The sequence below is a fragment of the Nonomuraea deserti genome (assembly GCF_004348685.1).
Taxonomy (GTDB): Bacteria; Actinomycetota; Actinomycetes; order Streptosporangiales; family Streptosporangiaceae; genus Nonomuraea; species Nonomuraea deserti.
In genome coordinates this window covers 1-23950 of sequence record NZ_SMKO01000166.1, presented here as the reverse complement: position 1 = coordinate 23950, position 23950 = coordinate 1, and the positions used below count along the sequence as shown (strand labels likewise).

The following is a 23950-nucleotide window of genomic DNA, read 5'->3' as shown; positions in this document are numbered from 1 at the left end:
GAGGGCGGGCCGTGGGGCGACCTGATGTCCGTGGCGGCCAAGGCACGGGAGTGCGCCGGACTCGTGATCGACGGTTACGTCCGTGACGGTGCGGTCATCCGCGAGCACGACTTCGACGTCTTCGCTCGCGGGTTGTCGGTCAAGGGCACGTCCAAAGAGAATCTCGGGCTCGTCAACCATCCGGTGAGCTGCGGCGGCGTCATCGTCGAGCCCGGAGATCTGATTCTCGGCGACGACGACGGCGTCTGCGTCGTCCCGAAGGCGGATGCGGCGTACGTGCTGGAGCGGGCCACCATCCGGCTTCAGGAAGAGCAGCGCTCCAGAGCCCGATTCGCCCAGGGCGAAACCCTCTGGAGCACTGCCGGGTTCCAGGAGACAGCCGTGGCCAAGGGGCTGCGCGAAGAGCCCGTCAGCGGAGCGAACCAGTGACCGGCCGGACGACGAGCGCGGTCGCGTTCGGCGCGTCGGCGGCGGCACGGCGCGCGACCGACCCCGAACGTGACGCCGTCCTCTCCGTCCCGGTGCGTCCCGGCCTGGTCGCGCTGCAGAAGGGCGATCCCTGCTTCGCGACACCTGAGCACATCAGCACCGCTCAACGGGAGGCGGTCGCCCAGGGATACACGCACTACCCGGAGCTGCGCGGCGACCCCGAACTGCGGCGCACGATCGCCGACCAGATCTCCGTCGGGGCCGCGCGAACCTACTCCACGGACGAAGTGTTGGTCACCGCCGGAGCGACCCAGGCGGTCTTCTGCGCGTTGACGGCGTTCCTCGACCCGGCCGACGAGGTCCTGCTCTTCGACCCGGCCTTCTCGCTCTACGCCCCGGTCGTGCGGCAGGCGGGCGCACGCCCCGTCAGCGTCGGCACCACGCCCGACTTCCGGATCGACCCCGACCGGTTGCGGGCCGCGGTCACCGGCCGGACGAAGATGATCGTGGTCAACAATCCGGCCAATCCGACCGGGGTGGTCCTGTCGGCGGCCGAGGTGCAGAGCCTGGCCGAGATCGCCGTCGAATCGCGGCTGCTGGTGCTGACCGACGAGGTCTATGACCACATTCTCTTCGGTCACCGGCACATCAGGCTGATCGACGTCCCGGAGTTGGCCGATCAGGTCCTCTACGTCAACAGCTTCTCCAAGACCTACGCCATGACCGGCTGGCGGCTGGGCTACGTGGCCGCGCCACGGCAGCTGCTCGATCCGATCGCCACGATTCACATCAACGTCATGTCGCAGGTGCACTGGCCCACCCAGCGCGCGGGCATCGTGGCGCTGACGGGTTCGCAGGACTGCGTCCGGACCATGTGGGAGGGCTACGACCTGCGGCGCACCACCTTGCTCGACGCGTTGGCGCGCGTACCGGGCAGCCGGGTCATCGATCCCGCGGGCGCCTTCTACGCGTTCCTCCGGTTCGATCCGGCGCTCGGCCTCACGTCGGCGCAGGTGACCGCCCAACTGCTCGACGACGGCGTGGCGGTGCGCAGTGGCACGGAGTACGGCCGGGCCGGGGAAGGCTGGTTGCGGCTGACGTTCGCCGCGGATCTGCCGGACATCGAGCGGGGCGCCGAGATCGTCCGTACGACGCTCGAACGACTCGCGCGAGAGGCTCCGACGATCGCCGGGCGGCAACGGTGACCACGGTTCAAGATCTCACGCATACGTTCCGCCCGGGCTTCCCGGTCGTGGGGTACGAATCTCCGCACCGGGCGGCGGTTGCGCGACTGGACACGGATGGGTTCCGCGGCAACGCCTGGTCGCTGATCGAGCACAGCGGAACGCACGTCGACGCGCCGTCGCACTTCGCGCCGGACGGCCGCGACGTGTCCGAACTTCGCCCGGAGGATCTCGTCGTCCCGATCGCCGTGATCGACATCGCCGACCGCGTGGCCGCCGATCCGGACAGCGCGGTCATCGTGGCGGACCTCCTGCGCCACGAGCGCGAGCATGGACCGCTGCCGGATGGCGCCGCCGTCTTCATGCACTCGAGCTGGGACGCCCGCGCCGGTGACGCGGAGGCCTTTCACGGCATTGTCCCGGGTGGCGGCCGGCGGTCACCGGGTTTCGCCCCGGAGACCGTGGACTGGCTCATCGAGCATCGGAACATCGCCTGCATCGGCGTAGACTCGCCGAGCATCGACGTGGGATCGGCGACGGATTTCCCGGTCCACCGCCGATGGCTGGGTGCCGCGCGGTATGCCGTCGAAGGCCTTGCCCGCCTCTCGTCGATACCTCCGGCGGGCGCTGTCGGTTTCGTCGGTGTGGTGCCGTTCGAGGCCGGCACGGGAGGCCCGTGCCGCGTCCTCGCCACCTGGTGACGCCCGGCCGTCCCGTTGACGCCACCCACGAAGGGAAATTCATGATCACTTGTGTCGTGGACTACACGATAGACCCTGCGAAGGTTGCCGAGTTCGAGCGCTTCGCCCGGCGATGGATCGAGCTGGTGAACGAGCACGGTGGAACACACCACGGCTACTACCTGCCGGCCGAGGGCGCCAGCGACAAGGCGCTCGCTCTCTTCAGCTTCACGAGCCTCGCCGCGTACGAGCAGTACCGGCAGCTCTTCGGCCGGCACCCGGACTTCATCGCCGCCGACAAGATCCGGGACGACAGCGGCTGCGTCGTTCGTTACGAGCGCACGTTCATGCGCCCGCTGCTCCCTGACCGGCAGCCGTCACCCTAGATGCTTGATTCCAAGGGCTTCGGGACCACTGATCGTAGGCGGTGAGTGATCGGGCGGTGGGCTGGCCGGTCGTGTCGTTGTGCCAGATCACGGTGGTCAGCGCCAGGATGCGTACGATCACGTGGATGGTGACGCCCGCGAATGTGCGTGTTCGAAGTCGCGACCGTAGTACTGCATGTCTGCAGTGGCCGTATTCGGCCCAGCCGGCCAGATCCGAGCGCTGAGCGGTCTGCCGGGAGCGGCCGCACTCCACAGGTGTGGAGTCGGCCACCCAGACGTCGTCGTTCCAGGGGCTGGTGTCCCGGCCGAGGATGCGGATCAGGGCAGCACCAGGGCGGTGGCGGCGGGCAGGCGTTTGTTGTAGCCGGACCGGCCGGGCAGGTAGGGGGAACAGACCGGTCGGGTGTGCGCGGGCGTAGCGTAGCCAGCGTCGCTCGGAGGTGAAGCCGAGCGACACCGACAGCAACGCCAGTGTGACCAGGTCGGCGTCACTGAGCCGAGACTCACGGCGCCGGCGACGCGACGGCGCCGTTCTCCACGGCTTGACCGACCCGGTAGAGCATGGCCTCGTCCCAGAACCGTCCGATCAGCTGCATCCCGACCGGAAGCCCCGTACGCGTCCGCCCGCACGGCACGCTCAGGCTGGGATGACCACTCAAGTTGGTCGCGCCGGTCAACCTGGTGAGGGCGGACTGGACCGTCTCGGCCAGGCCGGTCGTCGTGACGTCAACTTGACCGATCAGTGGCGCCGGAACCGGGACGGTCGGTGCGGCGAGCACGTCGACGCCGGTGAGCGCGTTGTCGAACGCCGTCCTGGCCAGGCGCCTTCGCCGGTAGGCCTCCGCGTATGACCAGGCGGGCAACGCCGCGGCGGCGTACAGGCGCTGCCGGACCGGTTCCTGGAACAACTCGGGCCGCTCGTCGAGCCGCTGCCGGTGCACCGCGTGGGCCTCGACCGACAACACGGTCCGGTGGATGGAGACGATGCGCTCCAGCTCCGGCATGTCCACCAGCTGGACGGCGGCGCCAAGATCCTGCAACGAATTCAGGGCGGCCTCGATGCACCGGCGCACGTCCGGGTCCAGATGGTCGAAGTACGGCCTGGGCAGTCCGATCCGCAGCCCTTCGACACCGGCGGGTATGTGCCGGCCGAAATCCTCAGCCGCGCGCCGCACCGAGCCGCCATCCTGCGGATCGAACCCGCAGAGCACGCCGAGCAGCGCGGCGTTGTCCGCCACCGACCGCGTGATCGGCCCGACCTGGTCGAGGGTCCACGACAGCGGGAAGACGCCGGTGCGGCTGATGCGGCCCGCGGTCGGCTTGAGCCCGACGACGCCGCACAGCGCGGCGGGGATCCGCACCGAGCCGCCCGTGTCGGTGCCGACGGCGGCGAGGCAGAATCCGGCGGCCACCGCGGCCGCGGGCCCGCTGCTGGAGCCGCCGGTCACCCGATCCTGGGCGTGCGGATTGCGCCCCGGCCCGGTGTACGCGTCCGAGCCGGTGGCACCGTAGGCGAACTCCTGGGTGTGCAGCTTCCCGACGATGACCGCACCGGCCCGGCGAAGCCGGCGCACCAGCGTGGCGTCCTGACGAGGGACCCGATTCTGGTAGAACGCCGACCCCATGGCGGTGGTCACGTCACGAACGTCGATCACGTCCTTGAGCCCGACGGGGATGCCCTGCAGGACGCCACGGTCTCGGCCGGCCTGGATGTCCCGGTCGATGCGACGGGCGGCGTCGAGGGCTTGCTCCGGTACAGCCGTGACGACGGCGTTCAGCGCCCGGTCGTGCCGGTCGATGCGGTCCAGGGCCGTCCTCGTCAGCTCCTCAGAGGTGAGCCGGGCGGTCCGTAGCCGCTGTGAGGTCCGGGCGATGCTCTCGCCGGCCTCCTGTCCGTGGACGTGCACGTGCATGCCGGATGTCTCCTCTGTTTGCCCTGGTCTTGACGCCGATAATCGACCGTCCCTACACTATCGCAATCGGTTGCCAAACGGTTGCCTCACGCTTCAGATTACAGCTCAAGTGAGGACCAGGAGTCATGAACCAACAGACTTCCCCATCGTTGCCCCCTCCTCGACAGCTTCCTTTCTGGCCGGCGCCTCCCGCAGGCCAGGAGCGCGCCACCCGGTACCCCGCTGGATCGGGGGGACCATCCTGATGGCCATGAAGGGCTGGTGGCGTCCGGCGATCCGCGGGCTGACGCTGCTCCTGGCCGCATTCCTGCTCCTGCCGACAGGTACCGGTGGTGTCGGTGCACACATCGATCCCTCTTCGTCGAGTGTCAATCCGGCGTATGAAGACCTCTTGCCTGCGTCGATCCGGCAGGGCCAGCCGTTGCGTATCGGCGCCGACGCCTCCACCCCGCCGTACCTCTTCGTCGACGAGAACGGTGACCTTCAGGGTATGGAACTGGACTTCATGCGGGCGATCGGCGACGAGCTCGGCGTACGGATCGAGGTCATGGCGACCTCGTTCTCCGGGCTGGTGCCGAGTCTGCTGTCCGGCCGGATCCACGTGGGGATGTCCAACTTCAGCGACACCCTGGAGCGCCAGAAGCAGGTCGACTTCGTCGACTACACCCTCTCGGCGGACCGGCTGCTCGTCGGCCAGGGCAACCCGCACCGGATCGGCTCCACCGACGAGCTGTGCGGCCTTCGCGTCTCGGCCACCCAGGGCACGACGTCCGCGGCAGGAACCGCCGCGCTCTCAGACGAATGCGTGGCGCGAGGCGAGAGACCGATCACTGTCCTGCTGACCCCGTCGCTCGGAGACACGATGATCCAGGTGCAGAGTGGCCGCGCCGACGCCATGGTCACCGACCAGGCACAGGTCACGTACCAGCAGACCGTCACCGACGGCCAGGTGGTTCCGGCCGGAGACCGGACCGGACCGAACTATCACGGCGTCGCCACCACCAAGGGGAACGCCGACCTGCGCGATGCGCTCCGGCTCGTGTTCCGCGAGCTGATGGCCAACGGAACCTATGACCGCATCCTGACCGAATGGGGCCAGACAGATCTGGCGATCGACGAGCCGATCATCAATGGCGCGGGGAGGCTTTCATGACGCTCAATGTGGCATCGGGGCAGGGCGACGCCGTGGCCGCGCCCCAGGAATCGGAGAACCTTCGGACCGTACCGCTCCGGCATTACCCGCAGCACGTAGCGGCGCTGATCGTCCTGGTCGTGCTGGCCTGGCTCGTGAGCGAGCTGGCCACCAACCCCAATATGCAGTGGAGTCAGGTCGTCCACTTCCTGACCTCTCCCATCATCCTGCAAGGCGTCCTCACCACCATCCAGCTCACCGTCATGTGCATGATCCTGGGCACGTTTCTGGGCCTCGTGTTCGCAGTCATGCGCATGTCGGACAACCGGTTCCTGCGCACGGTGTCCTGGTACTACGTCTGGTTCTTCCGCGGCACTCCCGTCCTCGTCCAGCTGATCTTCTGGTACAACCTGTCTCTGCTGTTCCCTCGGATCGGCATTGGGATACCGTTCACCGACATCGGCGTCGGCGCGCCGACCAACTCCGTCGTGAGTCCGTTGCTGGCCTCAATACTCGGCCTGGGACTGAACGTGGGCGCCTACATGGCCGAGATCGTGCGCGGGGGGATCCTGGCGATCGACCGCGGGCAGTCCGAAGCGGCGGCCGCTCTGGGCATGACCCGGAAGAGGATCATGCGCAGGATCGTGCTCCCCCAGGCGATGCGGGTGATCCTGCCGCCGACGGGCAACCAGTTCATCGACCTGCTCAAGGCGAGCTCGATGGTCGCGTTCATCGCCGGCGGCGACCTGCTCACACGCACTCAGCAGGTCTACGCGATGAACTTCCAGGTGGTGCCACTCCTCGTGGTGGCCAGCATCTGGTATCTGGTCCTGACGTCGATAGCCACCTTCGGTCAGTACTTCATCGAGAGGCACTACGGCCGCGGCGAGGCGACCCGGCAGGCGAGAACGCTCGGGGCCCAGCTGCGCCGCAATCTCAAGCCGTGGCGGATTTCGAAAGGAAACCGATGACCACCAGCACATCGTCCAGGGAAAGAGTCGCCGAAGGCGCCGACCGCCCCGCGGTCGAGATCGTCAACGTGCGCAAGAGTTTCGGCGACGTCGAGGTGATCAAAGGACTCAGCCTCCGCGTGGCCCGGGGCGAGGTGCTGTGCATCATCGGTCCGTCCGGCTCGGGGAAGAGTTCGCTCCTGCGCTGCGTGAACCATCTCGAGAAGATCGACTTTGGCGCGATCCTGCTCGACGGCTCATACGTCGGCTACCGGCGGGTCGGCGAGACCCTGCACGAAATGCGACTAAGCGCAATCGCCGCGCAGCGAGCGCAGGTCGGCATGGTCTTCCAGCGTTTCCACCTGTTCCCGCACATGACCGCGTTGGAGAACATCATCGAGGCTCCGGTAGGCGTGCGGAAGGAAAGCAAGGCGGAGGCGACGGCCCGGGCCCGGGCCCTGCTCGACCGCGTCGGCCTGGCCGACCGGGAGGGCGCCTATCCGGGCCAGCTGTCGGGCGGTCAACAGCAACGGGTCGCCATCGCGCGCGCCTTGGCGATGCAGCCGAAGGTGCTCCTCTTCGACGAGCCCACATCTGCTCTGGACCCGGAACTGGTCGGCGAGGTCCTGACGGTCATGCGGTCGCTGGCCGAGGAAGGGCAGACGATGATCGTCGTCACCCACGAGATCGGCTTCGCGCGGGAGGTGGCCGACCGGGTCGTCTTCATGGACGATGGCCAGGTGGTGGAGGAGGGGCTGGCGTCCGAAGTCCTCGAGTCGCCGCGCGAGCAGCGCACCAGAGAGTTTCTGGGCAAGGTTCTCTGATCGCGACGCCAGCGACCGACGGGCAACCAGCAATCTGAACTGTGCCGGGTTTCGTGGAGACTCTGGTGTGCCCCCTTCGGTGGAGTCGCGTTCCTGCATTTCATGCCACGGTGGACGCGTTCTCGAACTGCATCGGGGTGAGCATGCCCAGGCTGCTGTGCCGTCGTTGGCGAGTTCGATCCGGGTGTTCCGTTGCCGGTGGTCGAGAAGCTCGACCTGCATGCGTGACCAGAACGACTCCATCATGGCGTTGTCGAAGCCAGCGGCAGAATGCCAGCAGGTCATAGCCGTAGGCGCGGACGGTCTTGGGCGAGTAGTTCCGGTCTGCCAGATACGCCAGATACTCATCGACCAGGACGAACTGCCCGGCGGAGGGTCCGGCCAGCATCCAGCTCCCTTCACGCTCCTCCAGCCGGAGTCCCTGTTCGATCATGAGGACAGATGTACCCGCGATGACCCCATCCGGCCAGCAGGTAACAGATCACGGCGTGTCGCTGATCTGGGGAAACATAGGTGTTAGCCGGTTAAGAGGGAGGACCCCACGCTGCCCATCGACGGCAGCAGGCCGGAGCCCCTGGCCCGCTGAGTGAAGATCCAGGAGCCGAACTGTCCGAGCCGCGATCCGAATGGAAGATCACCCCGTCCACGTCGCCGCCCCGGGTGGCTGCGGCCATCTGCAGCGAGGCGCAGGTCAGCGCGGCGTCGTGGTGCTCGGTCTTCCGGGAGCTGATCTGGGCCCGTCATGCCACTGGGCGGGCAGTACGAACATCATTTCCTATGACGATGACGCAATTTGGGACCCTTCCAAGAGTGTTTCCACCCCGAGCCGGTAGTGCATCGCCAAAGTCGCACGAGCTCCGCGGGAGCTCGGCGCACTGACCTGCGAAGTGACAACTCGTGGCAATTTGGGTCTGTCAACTTCATGACAATCCCCAGTCACCGCCGCCGAGCGGCCCAGAAGCCAGGCCGAAGCCGCCCGCGACCGCGCCGAGAAACGCGAACAGGACGCCTGGCGCCAGGTCGGCGAGCGCCAAACCGCCCGCATTCAGGCCGAGCAGTCCGCCACTACGCCGCCGATCGGCGGCATCGTGCCGACAGAGATCGCGACGCCACCCAGCAGCGGCTCGCCCGGCTCACCGAAAGGCAGCGGCACGGCACGCCTGCTCAGCGTCTGCTGCGGTGCCTCTGCCGGAGTTCACCAGCTCCCAGGCCCTGGCGAGGCGTGTGATCCCGGTTCGCGCCGCGCTGCGACGGCATGATCGGCAGCGTGTCCCTGTTCCGTGCCGTGATGAGGCAGATCTTGTCCTTTGGCCGCTCCTTCGAAGGACGCGTGGATGGCTGAGCAGATGCACCCAGCGTGGGACGAGTCGCTCCAGCGGTGTCGACCGGCGCTGTCAGTGGGTGTCTGGTCTGGGGATATGGATGCCCGCGGCGCGGAGCTTGGCCTCGACGAGCGCGACCCCCCGGGCCGTGGCCGATCCCTGCTCTTCGCCGTAGTGGGCGATCAGGTGGTACCGGGCCGCGGCGTCGGTGCGGGCTTGCAGGCCGGTCACGATCTTCAGATGTGCGGGGTTGGCGAGGAAGTGGTCGCCAATGGCAGTGGCGAGTTCGGCCAGGCGCGGGTCGTCCGGCTCCCATGCGGTGGCTTCGATGGCGTGCTTGATCAAGGCGACGAAGCGGGGGTCGTCGAGGGCGTGCTCGACATGGGTGAGGTAGTCGTCGAAGCCCTCGGGTACCAGGGCCCTGGCCAGCACCCAGCCCTCCCTGGTGGCCGCCACCTCGTCCGCGGGGATGCCGAGGCCGGACAGCCGCTTCAGCAGCGCCACGGCGCGGTCGGGCAGCAGAGCCCGGTCTCCGTCGGCGAGCCGGTGCAGCATGTCACGGCGCGCGGTCAGCTCCTCGATCCGTTCGGTGAGCTGCCGCTCGACGTCGGTGAGCGCGGCGGCGAACAGCGCGGCGTCGGCGTCGAGCAGGGGCCCGACTCCGGCCAGTGGCACCCCGGCGGCGGCCAGCGTCCGGACCTGCACCAACCGCAACAGCTCGGCCGATCCATACCTGCGGTAGCCGGAGCTGTCGCGTTCCGGCTCCTTCACCAGGCCGAGCTTGTGGTAGTGCCGCACCGTCTTCACTGTGACGCCGACGAATGCCGCCGCCTGCCCGATCGTGACTCCGTTCATCGACAAAATCCTGCCTTGTGCTCGAGCTCGGCGACTAGGCAGGCCACGGCCGAGCATGTGGCCCCAGTTCACGTTCTACCTGATGCACGACCGGAAGGGGTCGCCTCTCGAGGCGTACGGGTCACAGGTGTTCAGTCCGCCGGCTGAGCCGGATCGGCCTGCTCGCCGCAGAACACCTCGTTGACGAGCCTTCGCTGGGCGTTCTGAAACGCTGTCGCCATGGACATGTCGGCGTCGTCCACCAAGTTCAGTACGGCGGTCAGGGTCTTGCTGCCGTCGGGCGTGCTGTACATCAGCGCCGCCGAGCCGACCATGCCGCCGTTGTGGGTGATGACGGTGCCGCCGCAGTCCGTTTTCTGGACGAACACTCCCAGCCCGTAGTCCATGTTCGGGATGCCCGTGGCGTGCGGGGTGCACATCTCGGCCAGCAGTGGGGTCGGCAGGAGCTTGCCGCCTATCAGCGCGGAGATGAACGTGTGGAGGTCCTGGCAGGTCGAGATCATGTCGCCGCCGGTGGAGACCCAGGAGGGGTTGTGGCGGGTGACGTCGATCGTCTTCTGCCGGCCGGCTTCCTCGTAGCGGTAGTAGACGTGGGCGTGCGGCTCAGGGATCTCCGGCGAGGCGTCCGGCACCACCGTGCCCGACAGCCCGAGCGGCCCCAGGATCAGCCGCTGCATCTCCTCCGCCAGCGAGCGGCCGGTGACCTTCTCGATCAGCAGCCGGGCCAGCACGTAGTTGGTGTTGGAATAGCTCCAGCCCGTCCCCGGCTCGAACCGGGCCGGCTTGGACAGCGCCAGACGTACCAGCTCCTCGGGCCGGTAGGCGTGGAACCGGTTGTCCACCCACTCCTTGCCCGTGGTGCCGTAGGGGATGGGGATCCCGTGCACGATCGTCCCGTCGTCGTAGACCTCGCCGGTGAAGTTGAACAGCCCGCTGGTGTGCTGCAACAGCATCCGCACCGTGATCCGCCGGTCCAGCCCGAACTCGGGCAGGTAGTCGGCCGCCGGGATGTCCAGCTCGGTCCTGCCCTCGGCCACCAGTTGCAGCACCAGGGTCGCGGTGAAGGTCTTGGTGTTGCTGCCGATCCGGGCATGCCCGTTGACCGGTGGCTTCGCGGTCCCGCCCAGCTCGGCCACCCCGGCGCTGCCGGCCCACTCGCCCCGCTCATCGTGCACGCGCAGCGACACCCCGAGGAAACCGGACTCGACGATCTCCTCGATCGCCTTCTGCAGCTCCGGGCGATCCTGCCCGGCCGCAGCTTCCGGCACGGCCCCGCTGTCCGCAACGGCCACCCTGGCGGCGTCGAGGGCTTCGGTGATCTTGCGGACCATCTCGGCCGTGGCAGGGCTCGGCCGGCCCTGGTGCGTCTGGGCGGTCTCGACAGCGACGAGGACGGTGCGGCGGAAGTTGTCGGCCTCGGCCGGATCCTGCTGCTTCAGCAGGTTCATGGCCGCAGTCAGGGCAGGCAGCACGCGGTCGGCGATCTCGGCCACGGACTTGCCCGTCAGGTCCTTGCCCGCAGGGTAGTCGGCGAGCACATGCCCGATCAGGCCGGTGGCCGAGCCCAGCGCGATGCTGCCGGAGGTGGCGATCTTGTGAGGCTTGTCGGCGGCACCGGCGGCGGCCGTCAACGCCACGGCGCCGTATGCGGCAATCCGCAGGGTGCTCTTGTGCTGATCGGAAAGGGTGATCGTCATGGTGGTCCGCCCTTCGAAGTTGTTATGTCCGGGTCGGCGTCGCGCCGCTGCGCCGAGCTTCCACCTTGACCCAAGGTCAACCTCAACCGTGATCTAGCTCACAGCCGCTTGGGGGTTCGAGACAGCTTCGGGAGCAGGACGCCGTCCCCCCGCCGGGTGACAGTCGCATCTCGAGGGACACGACGGGCGCGCGCGACCTTACAGCAGCGTTCGTGACGCGCCCGGATGACGACCACGAGTGGCCGCCAGGATGGCAGCTGAAGACCGGGCTGTGGGGTGGGGCGCTCATGCGGAGCGAGGCGCCCGGCGACGGAAGGCAGGTGGAGCCGACCGCTTCGGCATAGCGAGTGCTGACGATCGGCCTACATAAGGGCGCGGACGGAGTGGCCTTCCTCGGTCAGCTGCTCCAGGAGTTCGACCTGCTCGGCCCCCGAGTCGCAGGCGACGACGACGCCCCACACGGTCGGCGGCTCCACCTGCTCTGCCGGCCCCGCCCCGGTGACCGGGTTCGGCGGCGCCTGGTCGGGATCGCGCGGCACCAGCTCGTCCAGGTCCGCCCGATCGTCGCCGGTGTATGCTGCGGCGGCCAGCAGTTCGGCGTCGGCCGCCCCGATGTCGGTCAGCATCTCGGCGAGCATGCCGTGATCCCAGCCGCCCCGCTCGGTCAACCGGTTCGCCGCCACCAGGTACGCCTCCGCGTCCGCATCCGAGCGGGAGGACCAGCCGCGCAGGATGGGCGGCATCCACGTGCCGTCGTCGGCGGCCTTGACGCTCTCGGGCGGCGGCTTGCCCGCAGCGTGCATCTCCTCCAGTACGAGCAGCCGGCCGTGCCCGGCCACCAGGCGGCCGGTGCGGTCGTCGAGCTCTCCGGCCGATCGTGCAGCCGGGATTTCGATCGACCTCCGAATGGTGGGGAGGTCGTGCTCCTTCAGGTTCGGATGGCGCGGGCGAATTCGGGGAGAGGCATGTGTTCGATATGGCGCACCAGAGCCTCCAAGGTCGCGGGGGTGAACATGTTCTGGTGCCGCTCCACGGGGAGGTGGATGCGCGGCCATCGCCCGGCGAACAGCTTCGACGCCACCCCAGGTACGGAGACCGCTCAACGCGGGGTTCAGTTGCTGCTCGACCCCGGTGCCCTTATCCACTGTAGATCGAAAGACGATCCTGTTGATCTAGCGTTGCCTGGTGGAGGTGAACGCATGGAGACTCTGCGCATCAACTTCAGCCATGAGGATCTGACGCGCGTGCGGCTCGCGGACGGGTACGACGCGGGAGCTCGTGCTCAGCGTGCAGCAGCTGGCCTCTCCCAGGGAGCACGTGCCTTACTTCGCGGGCTGGCGCCGCCGGGCCGCGCGCGAGCTAACCGCGCGCGGGCTGGAGGGCTCGCTCCGCCGGCTGGCCCAGCTTGTCCCGGTGGGCCCATACTTTCCCGACTTCCTTACCCCTTCAGGTCAGCAGTCGGGTCTCGGGGACGGCCTTGAGACGGTGCTGGGGACCTCAGTTCGCCGCATCCACGCCGAGGTGTCGGAGCTGGCGGCGACGTACCGGAGGCCGCCGACCTGGCTCGATGACCTGGCCCATGGGGAGGCGGGCGTGCTCAACCAGATCGGCGACGCGGCGTTCGGCTACCACGACGCCGTCCTCGCCCCCTACGAACAGCCGCTCACCGCGACCGTGCGGAGCGATCTCGCGGAGCGCTCGCGGGCGCTCGCCGCCGGTGGCGTGGATCGACTGCTGAGCGGGCTGCACCCGTCTGTACGGTGGGAGTCGCCCGTCATGAGCGTGGACTATCCGGTCGAGGCGGAGTTGCATCTCAACGGCAGGGGGCTGCTGCTCATCCCGTCCCTCTTCGGCGTGCACGTGATCACCCTGGCTGACGGGGATCTGAGCCCAGTGCTGGTGTACCCGGTCAGCCGTTCTCCTGTCTGGGACATGTCGCAGGGCCACGATGACCATCTGCGCGCACTGGCGGAGTTGCTCGGGCCGACGACCGGGGTCTTGCTTCTCATCCAGCTTCCGCGGCTCGACACCGCCCACGGCGGCGACGAACAGGCGATGATCGAGGTGATCGGAGCCGCCGGCGTCTGGCTCAGCTGGGTCGTCATCCTGGTGATCGCGGAATGGTGGCTGGAGTACACGAACCATACCGGCAAGCCCAAGTCCCGCAGGCGCCCGCGTGTCTCCGGAACGCGCTGATCGCCCGGCTTCCGCGCTGCCCCCGCCTGTCACCATGACTCACGTGACCCCGGCAACCGCTGGCGAGGACCATGACCAAGCCCTGTCATTTCGGCCATGACACAATCGCCCCCATGTCTACCCGGATCCTGGCTCTGAGTGCCGTGCTCACGTTCGCGGCGGCCGGGTGCGGGGTGCTGCCGACGAAGGAAGCCGTGTCCCCGCCCGCCACCACCGCGCCAACGTCGAGTGCCCCGGCCACCAGCGCTCCGCCCGCCACCACAATGGGACCGGGGCAAGACACCCGACCGGCCCTGTCCGAAACCCGCAGTAGCATGACCGAGAACCTCAAGGTCGAGGTCGTCGGCCTCAACCGCGTCAAGGGCAAGCACCTCATCGTCCAGATCCGCCTGTCCAACACCGGTACCGAGAAGCACCTGTCCTGGGCCGGCCAGATGGGCGACCATACCCGCCCCCTCGGCGAGATCAAGTGGGCCTCCGGCATCGGTGTCCTCGACGCGCAGGCCCGCACCTGGCTCCTGCCGTACAAACCCGCCGACTCCCCTTGCCTGTGCAGCGACCGGGACCGCGACGGCCTCGGCCACTTCATCGACCCAGGCCGGTCGATCCGCGTCTACGCGGTGCTGCCCGCGCCGTCGGGCCACCCTGCGACGACTACCGTCGTCACCCCCGTGGGCCCGCCGATGCTCAACGTGCCCATCAGCGACGAAGCTCCGACCGGCGACTTTCCCGACCCCGATGCCGGGCCCGTCATCCCGGTCACCCGCCGCCTCATCCTCCCCTCCGAGGCCCTGGACAAGTCGGAGGAGACCGCAGACGACGGCAAGGACCTGCAGGTCAACCTCTCCTCCGACGTGCTGTTCGCGGTGGACAAGGCCACCCTCACCCCCGAAGCCAAGTCGATCATGGCCCGCACGGCCAAGCTCATCGACGCCTCACCCGCCACAGTGGTGACGGTGGCGGGCCACGCCGACTCCTCCGGCAACGACGCCATCAACGACCCACTGTCGCTGCGCCGCGCCCAGGCGGTACAGCGCGCCCTGTCGGCGCTGCTGTCCAGGGACGGGGTCCGCTTCCAGGCCAAGGGGTACGGCTCGCGCCGCCCGCTGTACACAAACGACAGCGACGAGGGCAAACGCCGCAACCGCCGCGTCACAGTGACCTTCCCCAAACCCCAGCCCGCCGCCCAGCAACCGGTGGCCACGACCTCTCCCGGCGCGACCGGCCTGACCGGCACCACCAGGGCAGACGGCCGGCCCATCGCCATGGAGGTCGCGGGCCTGCGCCGACTGCCCGGCGGCCTCGGCCTGCTCACCTACAAGATCACCAATGAGGGACCGGCCGAGACCTGGTTCCGCGACCTTCACCACGCCCAGGACTGGGAGGCGTACAAGTACCAGGCCGCAAGCAACGTCCGCGTGACCGACGTCGCCGCCCGCCGCCAGTACCTGCCCGGCCGCCTCGAGGTCCCCACCGACGATGGCGTGGACTTCTACTGCGCATGCACAGACGTCTCCGGCGTCCGCATCAGCACCGAGAAATTCGCGCCCGGCCAGACCCGCGAGTTCTGGAACCTCTTCGCCCTGCCCGACACCGCCGACACCCTCACGGTCAAGATCGGCCCGTTCCGCGACCTCCACGTCCCCATCCGGTAACGGCACTTGGGGGTCACCGTCCGGCATGGAGGTCCGGCGACCGACCGCGCCACCCGCAACGCGGCCCTGGCCGCGCTCGCCGCAGCCATCCTCGGCATGCACCGCAACACCGCAGTTCGCTGGGTCACCTGCCCCAGGCGCGCCTGGGGCCGGGTACCTCGCGGCCCAGGCCGCAGGCGACGAGAAGGCCCCTCCCCTCTGACGAGGCGGCGGTATCAGGCGCTGTACTTGGCTGGTCTCGAGGCCTCGCCGTGTCCGTATCCGACGCACACGCCCCGGTGGACGAGGTGTCACCGCGATGGACGATAACGACTGCTGCGCGGCAGACGGTCAGGCCGAGAGCGGTCTCAGGACCGAACGGTTCACCGAACATGAGGGCCCCAGACTGCCGTGACCGGGGCCATGAGGAACTCGGGACGATCATCACGGTCGAGCGCTTGATCAAACCCTCTTCCGGGCTGCGACCATCCGGAAACGTCAACTCGCAACCGCTGCCTCGTATGGAACGACCGCCATCTCCGGTACGCCCTGCGCGAGTACGAACACTTCTACAACCAGCACCGCGCCCACCAAGCCCTGAACCAAGCCGCCCCTCTGCGTCCCGCCCCGGACCCGATCACCGATCCCGGGCGAATCATCGACCTGACCATACGCCGAAGAGACCGGCATGGCGGCGTCCTCCACGAATACTCACATGCCGCTTGACCTGCATGGATGAGTTATCGGCAGGCGCAGTGTCGTCATCAATGTTGCCTGGCCCGTCACACCGCCCATCATGGGGCCGGAAGTGGTCTATCGCCGCGGGCAACGCCAAGCTGAATGCCAACGCTCAAAACCTCATTGGCATTTTGCACCCCACCTAGTTTTGCGAGAGACATAAAGTCGCCACCAAGGAAATCGGCGCTGTTATCGATTGCGATGATAATCAGGTCGGTGATTGCCTGTTTCCTGTGCCCGCCAGGAGGACCAGCCTGAGACCAGGCCGCGTCGCGTCCGAGAGCAGCCGAAAAGGAAGCGCTATGAGCCTGACAAGGAAGATTAAGTCCAGGACGCGAGCCGTTCGGGGTTGGATCATGCTCTACTTCGGCCGTACAACCGGAAACCAGCATCTGGAGTCGAAAGGCATGGCCAGCCGGACCGGATCTGGGACAGCGCAGCGAGAAAACCGGGAGAATGTTCAAGCGCTGACCCGGCGACCGTCAACGACACCGAAATATTCCGGTCCAGTCCGGCATATTCTCGCTTCGAATGATCAGTAAATGCAGGAACAGATCTGGAGTAGCCATGAATCGTGTCATTGTCGTGGGCGCGGACGGTTCAAATGCCGCGACCGCGGCCGTCGAGTGGGCGGCCGACGACGCCGCTCGCGCGGGGGCACGGCTCCGCATCGTCCACGTTGTGGACCGCACGCCGTACGAGATCGCCAAGATCGCCACCCCGGGCCAGGGTGATGTCATCATGCTCAGCGCGCAGAGCGTGCTGAGCGACGCCGAGGCGGTCGCGCGCAAGCGACAGCCCGGCATCGATGTCGGCTGCGAACTGCTTCAGGGCGCCGCCGCCGCGGCGTTGCGCAGCCAGGCCGGCGACTCCGCCGAGATCGTGATCGGCGGCAGCGGCCTCGGCGGATTCCCCGGGGCGGTGCTGGGCTCGGTGAGCACCCACGTGGCCGGGCACGCGCACGGCCCGGTGGTCGTCGTCCGATCCGACCCCGACACTGCCCACGGCGAGGTCGTCGTCGGGCTCGAGGACTATCACGCCTGCGAACCCGCCCTCGCCTACGCCTTCGAGCAGGCGATGCTGCGCGCGAGCACGCTGCGCGCGGTCTACGCGTGGCAACCGCCGGCGCACGCTCACATCCCCGAAAGCGCCTATGACCTGGACGAGATCCACGCTACCCAGTGCCGGACCGCGGCCGTCATCCTCCGGGGATGGCAGCAGCGATATCCGCAGGTTCCGGTGATCGAGGACGTCCGTCGCGCCCACCCCGTCGATGCTCTCGTCAGCGCTTCAGCCCAGGCGGATCTGGTCGTCGTGGGCTCTCAGGGCAGAGGGGCGATCGGCACCGTGATGCTCGGATCCGTCACCCTCGGGATCTTGCACGGCGCACGCAACTCCGTCGCGGTGGTGCGGCCATAAGGGCGCCTTGGCCAGCGATGTGCTCCCTGAGCCGGCGACCATCGGGCTGGGCCAGTCGGCAGGCTCGGGGTGGAGCAGCGGCTCGGGCGGCGCCGGCGGTGCGCCGGGCCGGATCACCGGGCCGGAGACCAGCTTGTCCGACGGTGGCGGCGGTCTGCTCTTACCGTCGTTGCCGCGTCTGGACACGGGCTCAGGCGGGAGCGGCCGGCCGGTCGGCCGTTTCGTGTGCCGTGCGGCGGCATCCGGGCGGGACCAGCTCGCGGCCCAGCCCTCACCGAGCGGCCTGCCGGAGAGGGAGAATCAAGTGTGTGCGGAGAAGGTGCCCAGCAGGAGTCGGTGCGCGTCACAGGCTCGTACGGTTTGCGGGCCGCGGTTTCTGGGTGAAGCGTGGCGGCCCGGGCCCAGGGAGATCGGCATTGGTCGGGGCGAGGTCCCTCCGCCCACACCCGCGAGCACCTGGCCGTTGATCGCCGGTGGTGATAATCCTGGCTTGGATCGGTGATTTCCGCTCCGGCGAACCTGCCATATGATCAGGGCACTGCACGCACGACACCGCTCACGCTGGCGCCCTCGCAACGTGTTCACGCCGCCGCCGCGAACCGGCCGCCCTCTTGTCTCCCGCCCCCCGTAGGAGCCCGGCATGAACACCACGCACACTGCCAGCGCGTCCGCACTCGTGATCGCCGCCTTGACGGAACGGCTTGTGATGGCGCTCACCCCGATCACTACCGCCACCGACCGCCTCCTGCGCATCACCCCGCTCGCCGACCGTGCGGGCCTGCGGATAGAGGGCGAGCTCGACCGCACCACCCTGCCCGCTCTGCGGCGCGCACTGGCCTCCATGAACGTCGACGGCAGCCTCTGCGTCGATCTGAGCGGCCTGGAGTTCATCGACGTCGGCTGCCTGCGCGCCCTCGTCGGCGCCGCCGCCGCAATCCACGACGGCGGCGGTGACCATGTTCTGACGTTGCGCTCGGTGCCTCCACAGGTGCGACGCCTGCTCGAGCTCACCAACTGGCACCAGACACCCGGTCTCCTCCTGCATGCGTCGGCGCGGCCCGGCTGACCCACGCCTGGCAAGGCGCTCTCCCCCGATCGGAGCACCTCATGACCACTCTCCACCCCCGCCCTGGGGCAGGTCTGTGGCTCATCCCCGCCGCCGCCACCGTCGTGCACCTGCGCGGCGAGCTCGACCTCGCCACCCGCGAGACGGTACGCGAACGCCTGCAGCGCGCCCTGCGGCACAGCACCCACCTGCTCATCCTCGACCTGTCCGGGGTGTCGTTCTGCGACGCCGCCGGGCTGGGCGTGGTGGTCGGCGTCCAACACCAGGCCAGGCCCCTGAACATCGTTATCGGCCTGGCCGCTCCCCGCCCACATGTGGCCAAGGTGCTGCATCTCACCGACCTTGACCGTAGCTTCCCCATGTACGGCACCACCCCGGGCAGAGGCACCAGCGTGGATAGGGGCAGAGGTACGGGCGGGGTGGGGCCCGACCCTGCGGCAGCGCGCTGAGACCTCGTGCGCCTATGTCTGTTCTCCCAGCCGGCAGCGGAACGACCGCTCGGCCTCCCGCTCCACGAAGATCGGAACATAGTCCCGGATCGGCCGCCCATCGAAACGGTGGTGGGCCGCCACTACCGCAGAACGTACCCGTTCAGCCGAATGGCTGCGGGCGAAGGCTCCGGCCAACCGTGCCTCCAGTTCGGCCACCGTCAGGTGTTCACGTTCGGCGACATCAATGTCCATGGATCCATCGATCGTGTTCTCGGCTCGCGGCCTCCTGAGCGCTCTGCCGGCCTACCGGCGGGGCCCCGCAGTTCCGTGTGGTCGTGTCCGGGGTGCTCGAGCCCGAGCACGGAGAGGCCGCTGGTCGCCGCCGAGGAGGTCGTCGAACAAGGCGTGATAGTGCGTCATGGCCTGCCGCAGTTCCTGGATCGACACCCGACTTCCTGCGGCTCGCCCGCTGATCTCGTGGGCCTGGCGGTAGTGCTCCAGGGTGCGGCTGTGTCGCAGCGACAGGTCGGAGGCCTGCTGCGCGAAGTCCTCAGTGATGTATCCGCGCTTGGCCATGACAGCCCGCACCAGCAGATCGGCCTCGCTGACCGCAGGGCTCGGCTCGTTCACGAAACGCTCCTGAACCGCGGCCCACCTTTCGGCATAACCGCGGCGTGTGTCGGGATCGAGCGGCCTTATGTCGAGTGGGCCTGATCGCGTTCGACGGGCCCGCAGCTCGCGCTCGGCCGCCCTGCGGTCACCCGCCGCGGCGACAGTGCGTTCGTGCTCAGGGCCGAATCGCTCGCGCAGGCGATCTCGACGCCCGCGCCACAAGAAGAAGCCAACGGCCGGCACCACCGCCATCACTCCGACGCTGACGGCCACCCACATCACGATCTCGACGGACATAGCCCGCCTCCGCCCCGCTATCGCCGGCGCATCCTGCCCGAAGACGGGTAACCGGACACTGTCAGTCAACGCCACCTGCCAGGAGACGGATATAGGCGTTTCCAGCAAACCTCATCGCCGGAGCTGATCACAGCTCACTCCCCCTCGACGGGCTGAACGGTGCAGCGCTCGGCGGAACCGCCGTCCTCTTCCTGAGGACGTCATCCTTGGCCGTCAGAAAGGCGCCGGGCAACTGCGGTGGGCGGTGCGGGGACGGTGCGACGGATGAACAGTGGCGCCCGGGAGCGGCCGTCGCGTGGTAGCACACACCTCGAGGTCACGGCGGACCTGGCCGAGTGGCCAGGTCGGTGACGTCTCCGGTGGTGCTGGTGGCCGCCAGCGCGGTGGCGAACAGAATGAGCTGGTTGAGCACCTTGAGGAAGAGCAGCATCGCCACCGCTCCGGTGACGACCTGGTAGGCGGGGTTGGCGGCGGTGAGGTTGAGCAGGGCCTGGCCGAGGGTCTTGAGGATCTCCAGGCCGATCGTGATGACGAGCGCCGGGCCGATCACCCGGCGCAGCGGTAAGCGCAGCCGCGGGGGCGCGGTCAACAGCGCCATGGCCAGTAAAGTGTTGATGCCGATTCCCAGCACGAAGGCCGCCACCGGCAGCACCCACCGGGCGGGGGTGGCGTCCACACCCACGGTGTTCACCGCAAGCCAGGTCAGCACCCACTCGGCGGCGAAGACGACGGTGAGCGACAGCGAGAGCAGTATCCCGAGCCCCGCCAGGACGCCCAGGTCGATGATCTGGCGCAGGAAGAAGTTGCCCGGATACTCCTCCAGCCGCCAGATCGCCCTGGTCGTCGAGCGCAGCGTGTCCATCCAGAACAGGCCAGTCAGCGGCAGCACCACGCAGGCCACCAGCCCGACCGTTCCCCCGGCGTCGCGAAGCGCTTGGACGTCGAGGCGCGGGAAGGTGTCGCTCAAATAGCGCTGCACCTCGGCCAGCACCGCCGGATGATCGAGGATGAGACCGAGGATGGCGAACCCCAGCAGCGCCAGGGCGAAGGTGGCGAAGAAGGCGTAGTAGGTGAGAGCGGCCGACAGCCGGCCGGCGTCGGCCTTGTCGTAGCGGATCAGGGCGCGCACCGTATGATCCAGCCAGCCGTGCCGGCTCCTGGCTCGCTTCCAGCCTGTCGCCATCCGGCCGGCCCAGCGCCGGGCGGCGCTCATGGCCGGTGCCGGTACGTCGGCGGAATGCGGCCGTGATCGTGCGCCGCGGTCGTTTCACAGAAGATGGCTCACCGTGCCGTCGCGAGAAGCTGGTAGGGCGGATGACCTACCCGTGATGCGGAAAATATTCTTCACACTTCCTGGCTCGAAGCCTGAAAGCGCGCCTATTTCCGACCGGTGGGGAAGTTTCCCGTGCATGGATTCACCTCAGGAGCGCCTGCTGCGGTTAGTGCCTGCGGCCTTGGCGAAGATGGCCGCGTGGTGCGCGTGTCTGATCGTCATCGGCATCGTGGCCGACTATGTGTTCGGTTTCGTGGCGACGATGCGCATCCTCGCCCTGCCGGTGGCGGTCGCCCTGCTGCTGACCGCGCTGCTGTTCCCGCTCACCCGGCGCTTGCGCGCGTCGGGCCTGCGGGCGATCTATGCCACCTGGGTCACCATGCTCGTCGCCCTGGCCGTGCTGGGCGGGACGGGCTGGATCGTCGGCGTCCGGGCCAACGCTGAGTTCCCCGGCCTGGTGGCACAGGTCCGGCAGACGGCCAAGACGGTGGAGGGCTGGCTCTACACCGGTCCTCTGCGGCTGGAGCCCATCCAGCTCAGTGGCTGGGTGGACGAGATCGCCAAGTTCGTCACCGAGCGGCAGCAGCAGATCACCTCGACGGTTCTCGCGGGCACCGTGGTGGTGGTGGAGGTGCTGGCCTCGATCGTGCTCCTGCTGTTCGTGACGTTCTTCCTGCTCAAGGATGGTGATCGGATCTGGTCCTGGTTCCTCAGGGGGTTCGGCCGGATGGCGCCGCGGGTCGACCGGGCCGGGCGGACCGCCTGGGCCACGCTGTCCCACTACGTGCAGGGCACAGTGGCCGTGGCCGCGGTGCACGGCCTGCTCATGGGTGTGGTGCTGGCCGTCATGGGCGTCCCGCTGTGGGCGGCACTGGCCGTACTGATCTTCCTGGCCAGCTTCATCCCGATCGTCGGCATCCTCTTCGCCGGTGCGGTCGCAACGCTGGTAACACTCGGCGCGAAGGGCCCGATCTACGCGCTGATCTTCATCGGCATCCTGGTCGTCGAGCAGCAACTGGAGAACCACGTGCTCCAGCCGCTGATCGTCGGCCGGGTGCTGCACTTCCACCCGCTGGCAATCATCATCGTGCTGGCCGTCGGCGGCATCCTGGCAGGGATCGCGGGCGCAGTCGTGGCCGTGCCGATCACCGCCATCCTCTACCGGGCCGTGCCCGAGCTCTTCAAGGACGATCCGATCCCCCTCCCGGCAGGACCGGCCCCAGAACCACCACCGCAGGCCGTACCTCCGCCATGAGATGTTCGGCCCCGACCTGTGGAACGAGATCCGGTGTCAGCGGGTGTTGCCGCTGGCCATTGGGCGCCGCGTCACCGAGGTCCCGCGTCGGTGACGCCGGAATCCGTTCGGTTTCACCGCGGGACATCGATCTGCGGCTCTGTCCCCTCGCCGTCTGAAGCTTGGTACTGGACTAAGGGTGTGGCCTCCGTGTGCATGGGCAGGCGAGTTGGTGGGTTGCAAGAGAGGGAAAAAGGACGCTGCCGGGGAGGAAAGCTGGCATGGCTTCGACAGGTACAGGCGTCGTCGATCGGAAGCGGGGCGGCGTGGCGCCGATCATCGACGGGCGTAAACCGGTCGCGGCGGTGGTCGCGTTGTGGGTGTTCGTGCTGGTGCCGTTCGCGGCGCTGGCCGCGGCGATCCCCGTGGCCTGGGGGTGGGGGCTCAGCTGGACCGACGTGGCGATCGCCGGCACGGCTTACGTCCTGACCGGGCTCGGCATCACGGTGGGCTTTCACCGCTATCTCACCCACGGCGCGTTCAAGGCAGGCCGTTGGCTGCGGATCGGCCTGGCCGTGGCCGGGTCCCTGGCCGTGCAGGGCTCAGTCATCCAGTGGGTGGCCGACCACCGGCGCCACCATGCCTTCGCCGACCGTGACGGCGATCCGCACTCGCCCTGGCGTTACGGGCACAGCGTGCGCGGCCTGGCCAAGGGGCTGCTGTTCGCGCATGTCGGCTGGATGTTCGAGCGTGACCGCACCAACCGGCGGCGCTTCGCCAAGGACCTGCTCGCCGACGCCGACATCGGCCGGGTGGACCGCCTGTTCTGGCCGCTGATCGCGGTCTCGCTCCTGCTGCCGCCCGCCATCGGCCTGCTGGCCACCGGCACCTGGCAGGGGGCGGTGACCGCGTTCTTCTGGGGCGCGCTGGTACGGATCGCGATTCTGCACCACGTCACCTGGTCGATCAACTCCATCTGCCACGTCTTCGGCGACCGGCCGCTGAGAACCCGCGCCGGGGACCGGGCCGCGAACTTCTGGCCGCTGGCGATCCTGTCGTTCGGCGAGAGCTGGCACAACGGCCACCACGCCGACCCCACCTGCGCCCGCCACGGCGTGCTGCCCGGCCAGGTCGACATCTCCGCCCGGCTGATCCGGCTGCTGGAAAGACTCGGCTGGGTCCGCGACGTACGCTGGCCGACCCCGGCGCGCCTGGCCGCACGTCTGGCCACCCAACGCCGTGAGCCTTCCTCATGACCGGCCCTGAAAGTGTGCGGCTCAGCCTGGATCCCGACCTCGCCCGCCGGGGCGCGGTGGACGGGGCGTGGTGGCCCGCCGGCTACGACGCCGGCGCGGAACTGCCCGCCCTGATCGCCGCCATCGACCGGCGGCTGGAGCGGCGGGTCCTGCGTGTGGGACTGCACATCGACACCTGGGACAACATCCCGCGCCGCATCGCCGCTCCCGGCCGCCACGTCAAGGTGGCCTGGTTCCGCACCATCGACCCCCACCTGGTCACCCTGATCATCCCGGGAATCGAGCACCTCAACCTGCTCGTCATCCCACCCGACACCACTCCCGCCGCCGCCGACAAGGCGCTCGACCTGGCCACCCAGTGCCGGGGCCGTACCCGCCCCGGCGACATCCTCACCGCCGCAGACCCGGGCCACCCCGCCACC

Annotated in this window: 22 protein-coding genes and 2 pseudogenes; 15 read left to right on the top strand and 9 right to left on the bottom strand. The window is 68.5% G+C overall.

The genetic code is table 11. From position 1 onward, the window contains the following. The 4 genes from E1292_RS38690 to E1292_RS38675 form a co-directional block, all read left to right on the top strand. Positions 1-429, top strand: a 429-nt coding sequence (locus E1292_RS38690) for an RraA family protein (RefSeq protein ID WP_369334351.1), incomplete at its 5' end; no start/stop codon positions are given. Beyond that, positions 426-1634: a pyridoxal phosphate-dependent aminotransferase gene (locus E1292_RS38685; RefSeq protein WP_165974972.1), complete on the top strand. Its 1209-nt coding sequence runs from the start codon at positions 426-428 to the stop codon at positions 1632-1634. The genes E1292_RS38690 and E1292_RS38685, both read left to right, overlap by 4 nt. Beyond that, positions 1631-2314 (top strand): cyclase family protein, encoded by a 684-nt coding sequence (locus E1292_RS38680; protein ID WP_165974971.1) that lies wholly within the window; start codon positions 1631-1633, stop codon positions 2312-2314. Before E1292_RS38685 ends, E1292_RS38680 begins: the two co-directional genes overlap by 4 nt. A 56-nt stretch (positions 2315-2370) precedes the next feature. Then, complete coding sequence (locus E1292_RS38675) at positions 2371-2679, top strand: NIPSNAP family protein (RefSeq protein WP_246090626.1); 309 nt, start codon at positions 2371-2373, stop codon at positions 2677-2679. A 31-nt stretch (positions 2680-2710) separates the two neighbouring features. Here the strand turns inward: E1292_RS38675 and E1292_RS56205 are convergent. Next, positions 2711-3220, bottom strand: a pseudogene (locus E1292_RS56205) (hypothetical protein); the annotation flags it as partial. Continuing rightward, positions 3183-4592, bottom strand: coding sequence for an amidase (locus E1292_RS38665; RefSeq protein WP_132603196.1), 1410 nt, complete (start codon positions 4590-4592; stop codon positions 3183-3185). The gene E1292_RS38665 and the pseudogene E1292_RS56205, both read right to left, overlap by 38 nt. A 250-nt stretch (positions 4593-4842) precedes the next feature. Between E1292_RS38665 and E1292_RS38660 the strand changes: the two genes are divergently transcribed. From E1292_RS38660 to E1292_RS38650, 3 genes are read left to right on the top strand one after another with little or no spacing between them, the layout of a single operon-like run. Then, on the top strand, positions 4843-5745 hold the full coding sequence (locus E1292_RS38660) for an ABC transporter substrate-binding protein (protein WP_165974970.1): 903 nt from the start codon (positions 4843-4845) through the stop codon (positions 5743-5745). Then, on the top strand, positions 5742-6695 hold the full coding sequence (locus tag E1292_RS38655) for an amino acid ABC transporter permease (RefSeq protein WP_132603190.1): 954 nt from the start codon (positions 5742-5744) through the stop codon (positions 6693-6695). The genes E1292_RS38660 and E1292_RS38655 overlap by 4 nt, the downstream gene beginning before the upstream one ends. Continuing rightward, positions 6692-7498, top strand: coding sequence for an amino acid ABC transporter ATP-binding protein (locus tag E1292_RS38650; RefSeq protein WP_132603187.1), 807 nt, complete (start codon positions 6692-6694; stop codon positions 7496-7498). The genes E1292_RS38655 and E1292_RS38650 overlap by 4 nt, the downstream gene beginning before the upstream one ends. 295 nt (positions 7499-7793) lie before the next feature. On the opposite strand, the pseudogene E1292_RS54425 reads toward E1292_RS38650, so the two are convergent. The 4 genes and pseudogenes from E1292_RS54425 to E1292_RS38630 all read right to left on the bottom strand — a co-directional run. Then, positions 7794-7886 (bottom strand): annotated as a pseudogene (locus E1292_RS54425) (hypothetical protein); the annotation flags it as partial. 1006 nt (positions 7887-8892) lie between these two features. Then, entirely contained in the window at positions 8893-9675 is a 783-nt protein-coding gene (locus E1292_RS38640; RefSeq protein WP_132603179.1) for a MerR family transcriptional regulator, read from the bottom strand. A gap of 131 nt (positions 9676-9806) precedes the next feature. Then, on the bottom strand, positions 9807-11372 hold the full coding sequence (locus E1292_RS38635; protein WP_246090625.1) for a serine hydrolase domain-containing protein: 1566 nt from the start codon (positions 11370-11372) through the stop codon (positions 9807-9809). Positions 11373-11734: 362 nt separating this feature from the next. Then, positions 11735-12211 carry a hypothetical protein gene (locus tag E1292_RS38630; RefSeq protein WP_132603175.1) on the bottom strand — a complete coding sequence of 159 codons (477 nt, stop codon included), beginning with the start codon at positions 12209-12211 and terminating at the stop codon, positions 11735-11737. Between the two features lie 439 nt (positions 12212-12650). Between E1292_RS38630 and E1292_RS38625 the strand changes: the two genes are divergently transcribed. The 5 genes from E1292_RS38625 (at position 12651) to E1292_RS38600 (ending at position 18874) form a co-directional block, all read left to right on the top strand. Then, positions 12651-13568 (top strand): transcriptional regulator, encoded by a 918-nt coding sequence (locus tag E1292_RS38625; RefSeq protein ID WP_132603172.1) that lies wholly within the window; start codon positions 12651-12653, stop codon positions 13566-13568. A gap of 314 nt (positions 13569-13882) precedes the next feature. Continuing rightward, a complete protein-coding gene (locus tag E1292_RS38620) occupies positions 13883-15223 on the top strand; it encodes an OmpA family protein (RefSeq protein ID WP_165974969.1) in 1341 nt (446 codons plus the stop codon). 1284 nt (positions 15224-16507) lie between these two features. Then, on the top strand, positions 16508-17359 hold the full coding sequence (locus tag E1292_RS38610) for a universal stress protein (RefSeq protein ID WP_132603166.1): 852 nt from the start codon (positions 16508-16510) through the stop codon (positions 17357-17359). Between the two features lie 640 nt (positions 17360-17999). Further along, positions 18000-18425, top strand: a complete 426-nt coding sequence (locus E1292_RS38605; RefSeq protein ID WP_132603163.1) for an STAS domain-containing protein — start codon at positions 18000-18002, stop codon at positions 18423-18425. A 41-nt stretch (positions 18426-18466) separates the two neighbouring features. Continuing rightward, on the top strand, positions 18467-18874 hold the full coding sequence (locus E1292_RS38600; RefSeq protein ID WP_132603160.1) for an STAS domain-containing protein: 408 nt from the start codon (positions 18467-18469) through the stop codon (positions 18872-18874). 12 nt (positions 18875-18886) lie between these two features. Here E1292_RS38600 and E1292_RS38595 read toward each other — a convergent pair whose 3' ends face one another. The 3 genes from E1292_RS38595 to E1292_RS38585 all read right to left on the bottom strand — a co-directional run bounded on the left by E1292_RS38595 (position 18887) and on the right by E1292_RS38585 (position 20894). Next, complete coding sequence (locus E1292_RS38595; RefSeq protein ID WP_220447268.1) at positions 18887-19108, bottom strand: three-helix bundle dimerization domain-containing protein; 222 nt, start codon at positions 19106-19108, stop codon at positions 18887-18889. 51 nt (positions 19109-19159) lie between these two features. After that, positions 19160-19486 carry a hypothetical protein gene (locus E1292_RS53075; RefSeq protein WP_220447267.1) on the bottom strand — a complete coding sequence of 109 codons (327 nt, stop codon included), beginning with the start codon at positions 19484-19486 and terminating at the stop codon, positions 19160-19162. Positions 19487-20081: 595 nt separating this feature from the next. Beyond that, positions 20082-20894 carry a YhjD/YihY/BrkB family envelope integrity protein gene (locus E1292_RS38585; RefSeq protein ID WP_246090624.1) on the bottom strand — a complete coding sequence of 271 codons (813 nt, stop codon included), beginning with the start codon at positions 20892-20894 and terminating at the stop codon, positions 20082-20084. A 280-nt stretch (positions 20895-21174) separates the two neighbouring features. Here E1292_RS38585 and E1292_RS38580 point away from each other — a divergent pair, with 280 nt between their 5' ends. The 3 genes from E1292_RS38580 to E1292_RS38570 form a co-directional block, all read left to right on the top strand. Beyond that, on the top strand, positions 21175-22293 hold the full coding sequence (locus E1292_RS38580; protein WP_132603151.1) for an AI-2E family transporter: 1119 nt from the start codon (positions 21175-21177) through the stop codon (positions 22291-22293). A 260-nt stretch (positions 22294-22553) separates the two neighbouring features. Then, a complete protein-coding gene (locus E1292_RS38575; RefSeq protein ID WP_132603148.1) occupies positions 22554-23528 on the top strand; it encodes an acyl-CoA desaturase in 975 nt (324 codons plus the stop codon). Then, on the top strand, positions 23525-23950 hold a 426-nt coding region (locus tag E1292_RS38570), incomplete at its 3' end, for a DUF5994 family protein (protein ID WP_132603145.1). The genes E1292_RS38575 and E1292_RS38570, both read left to right, overlap by 4 nt.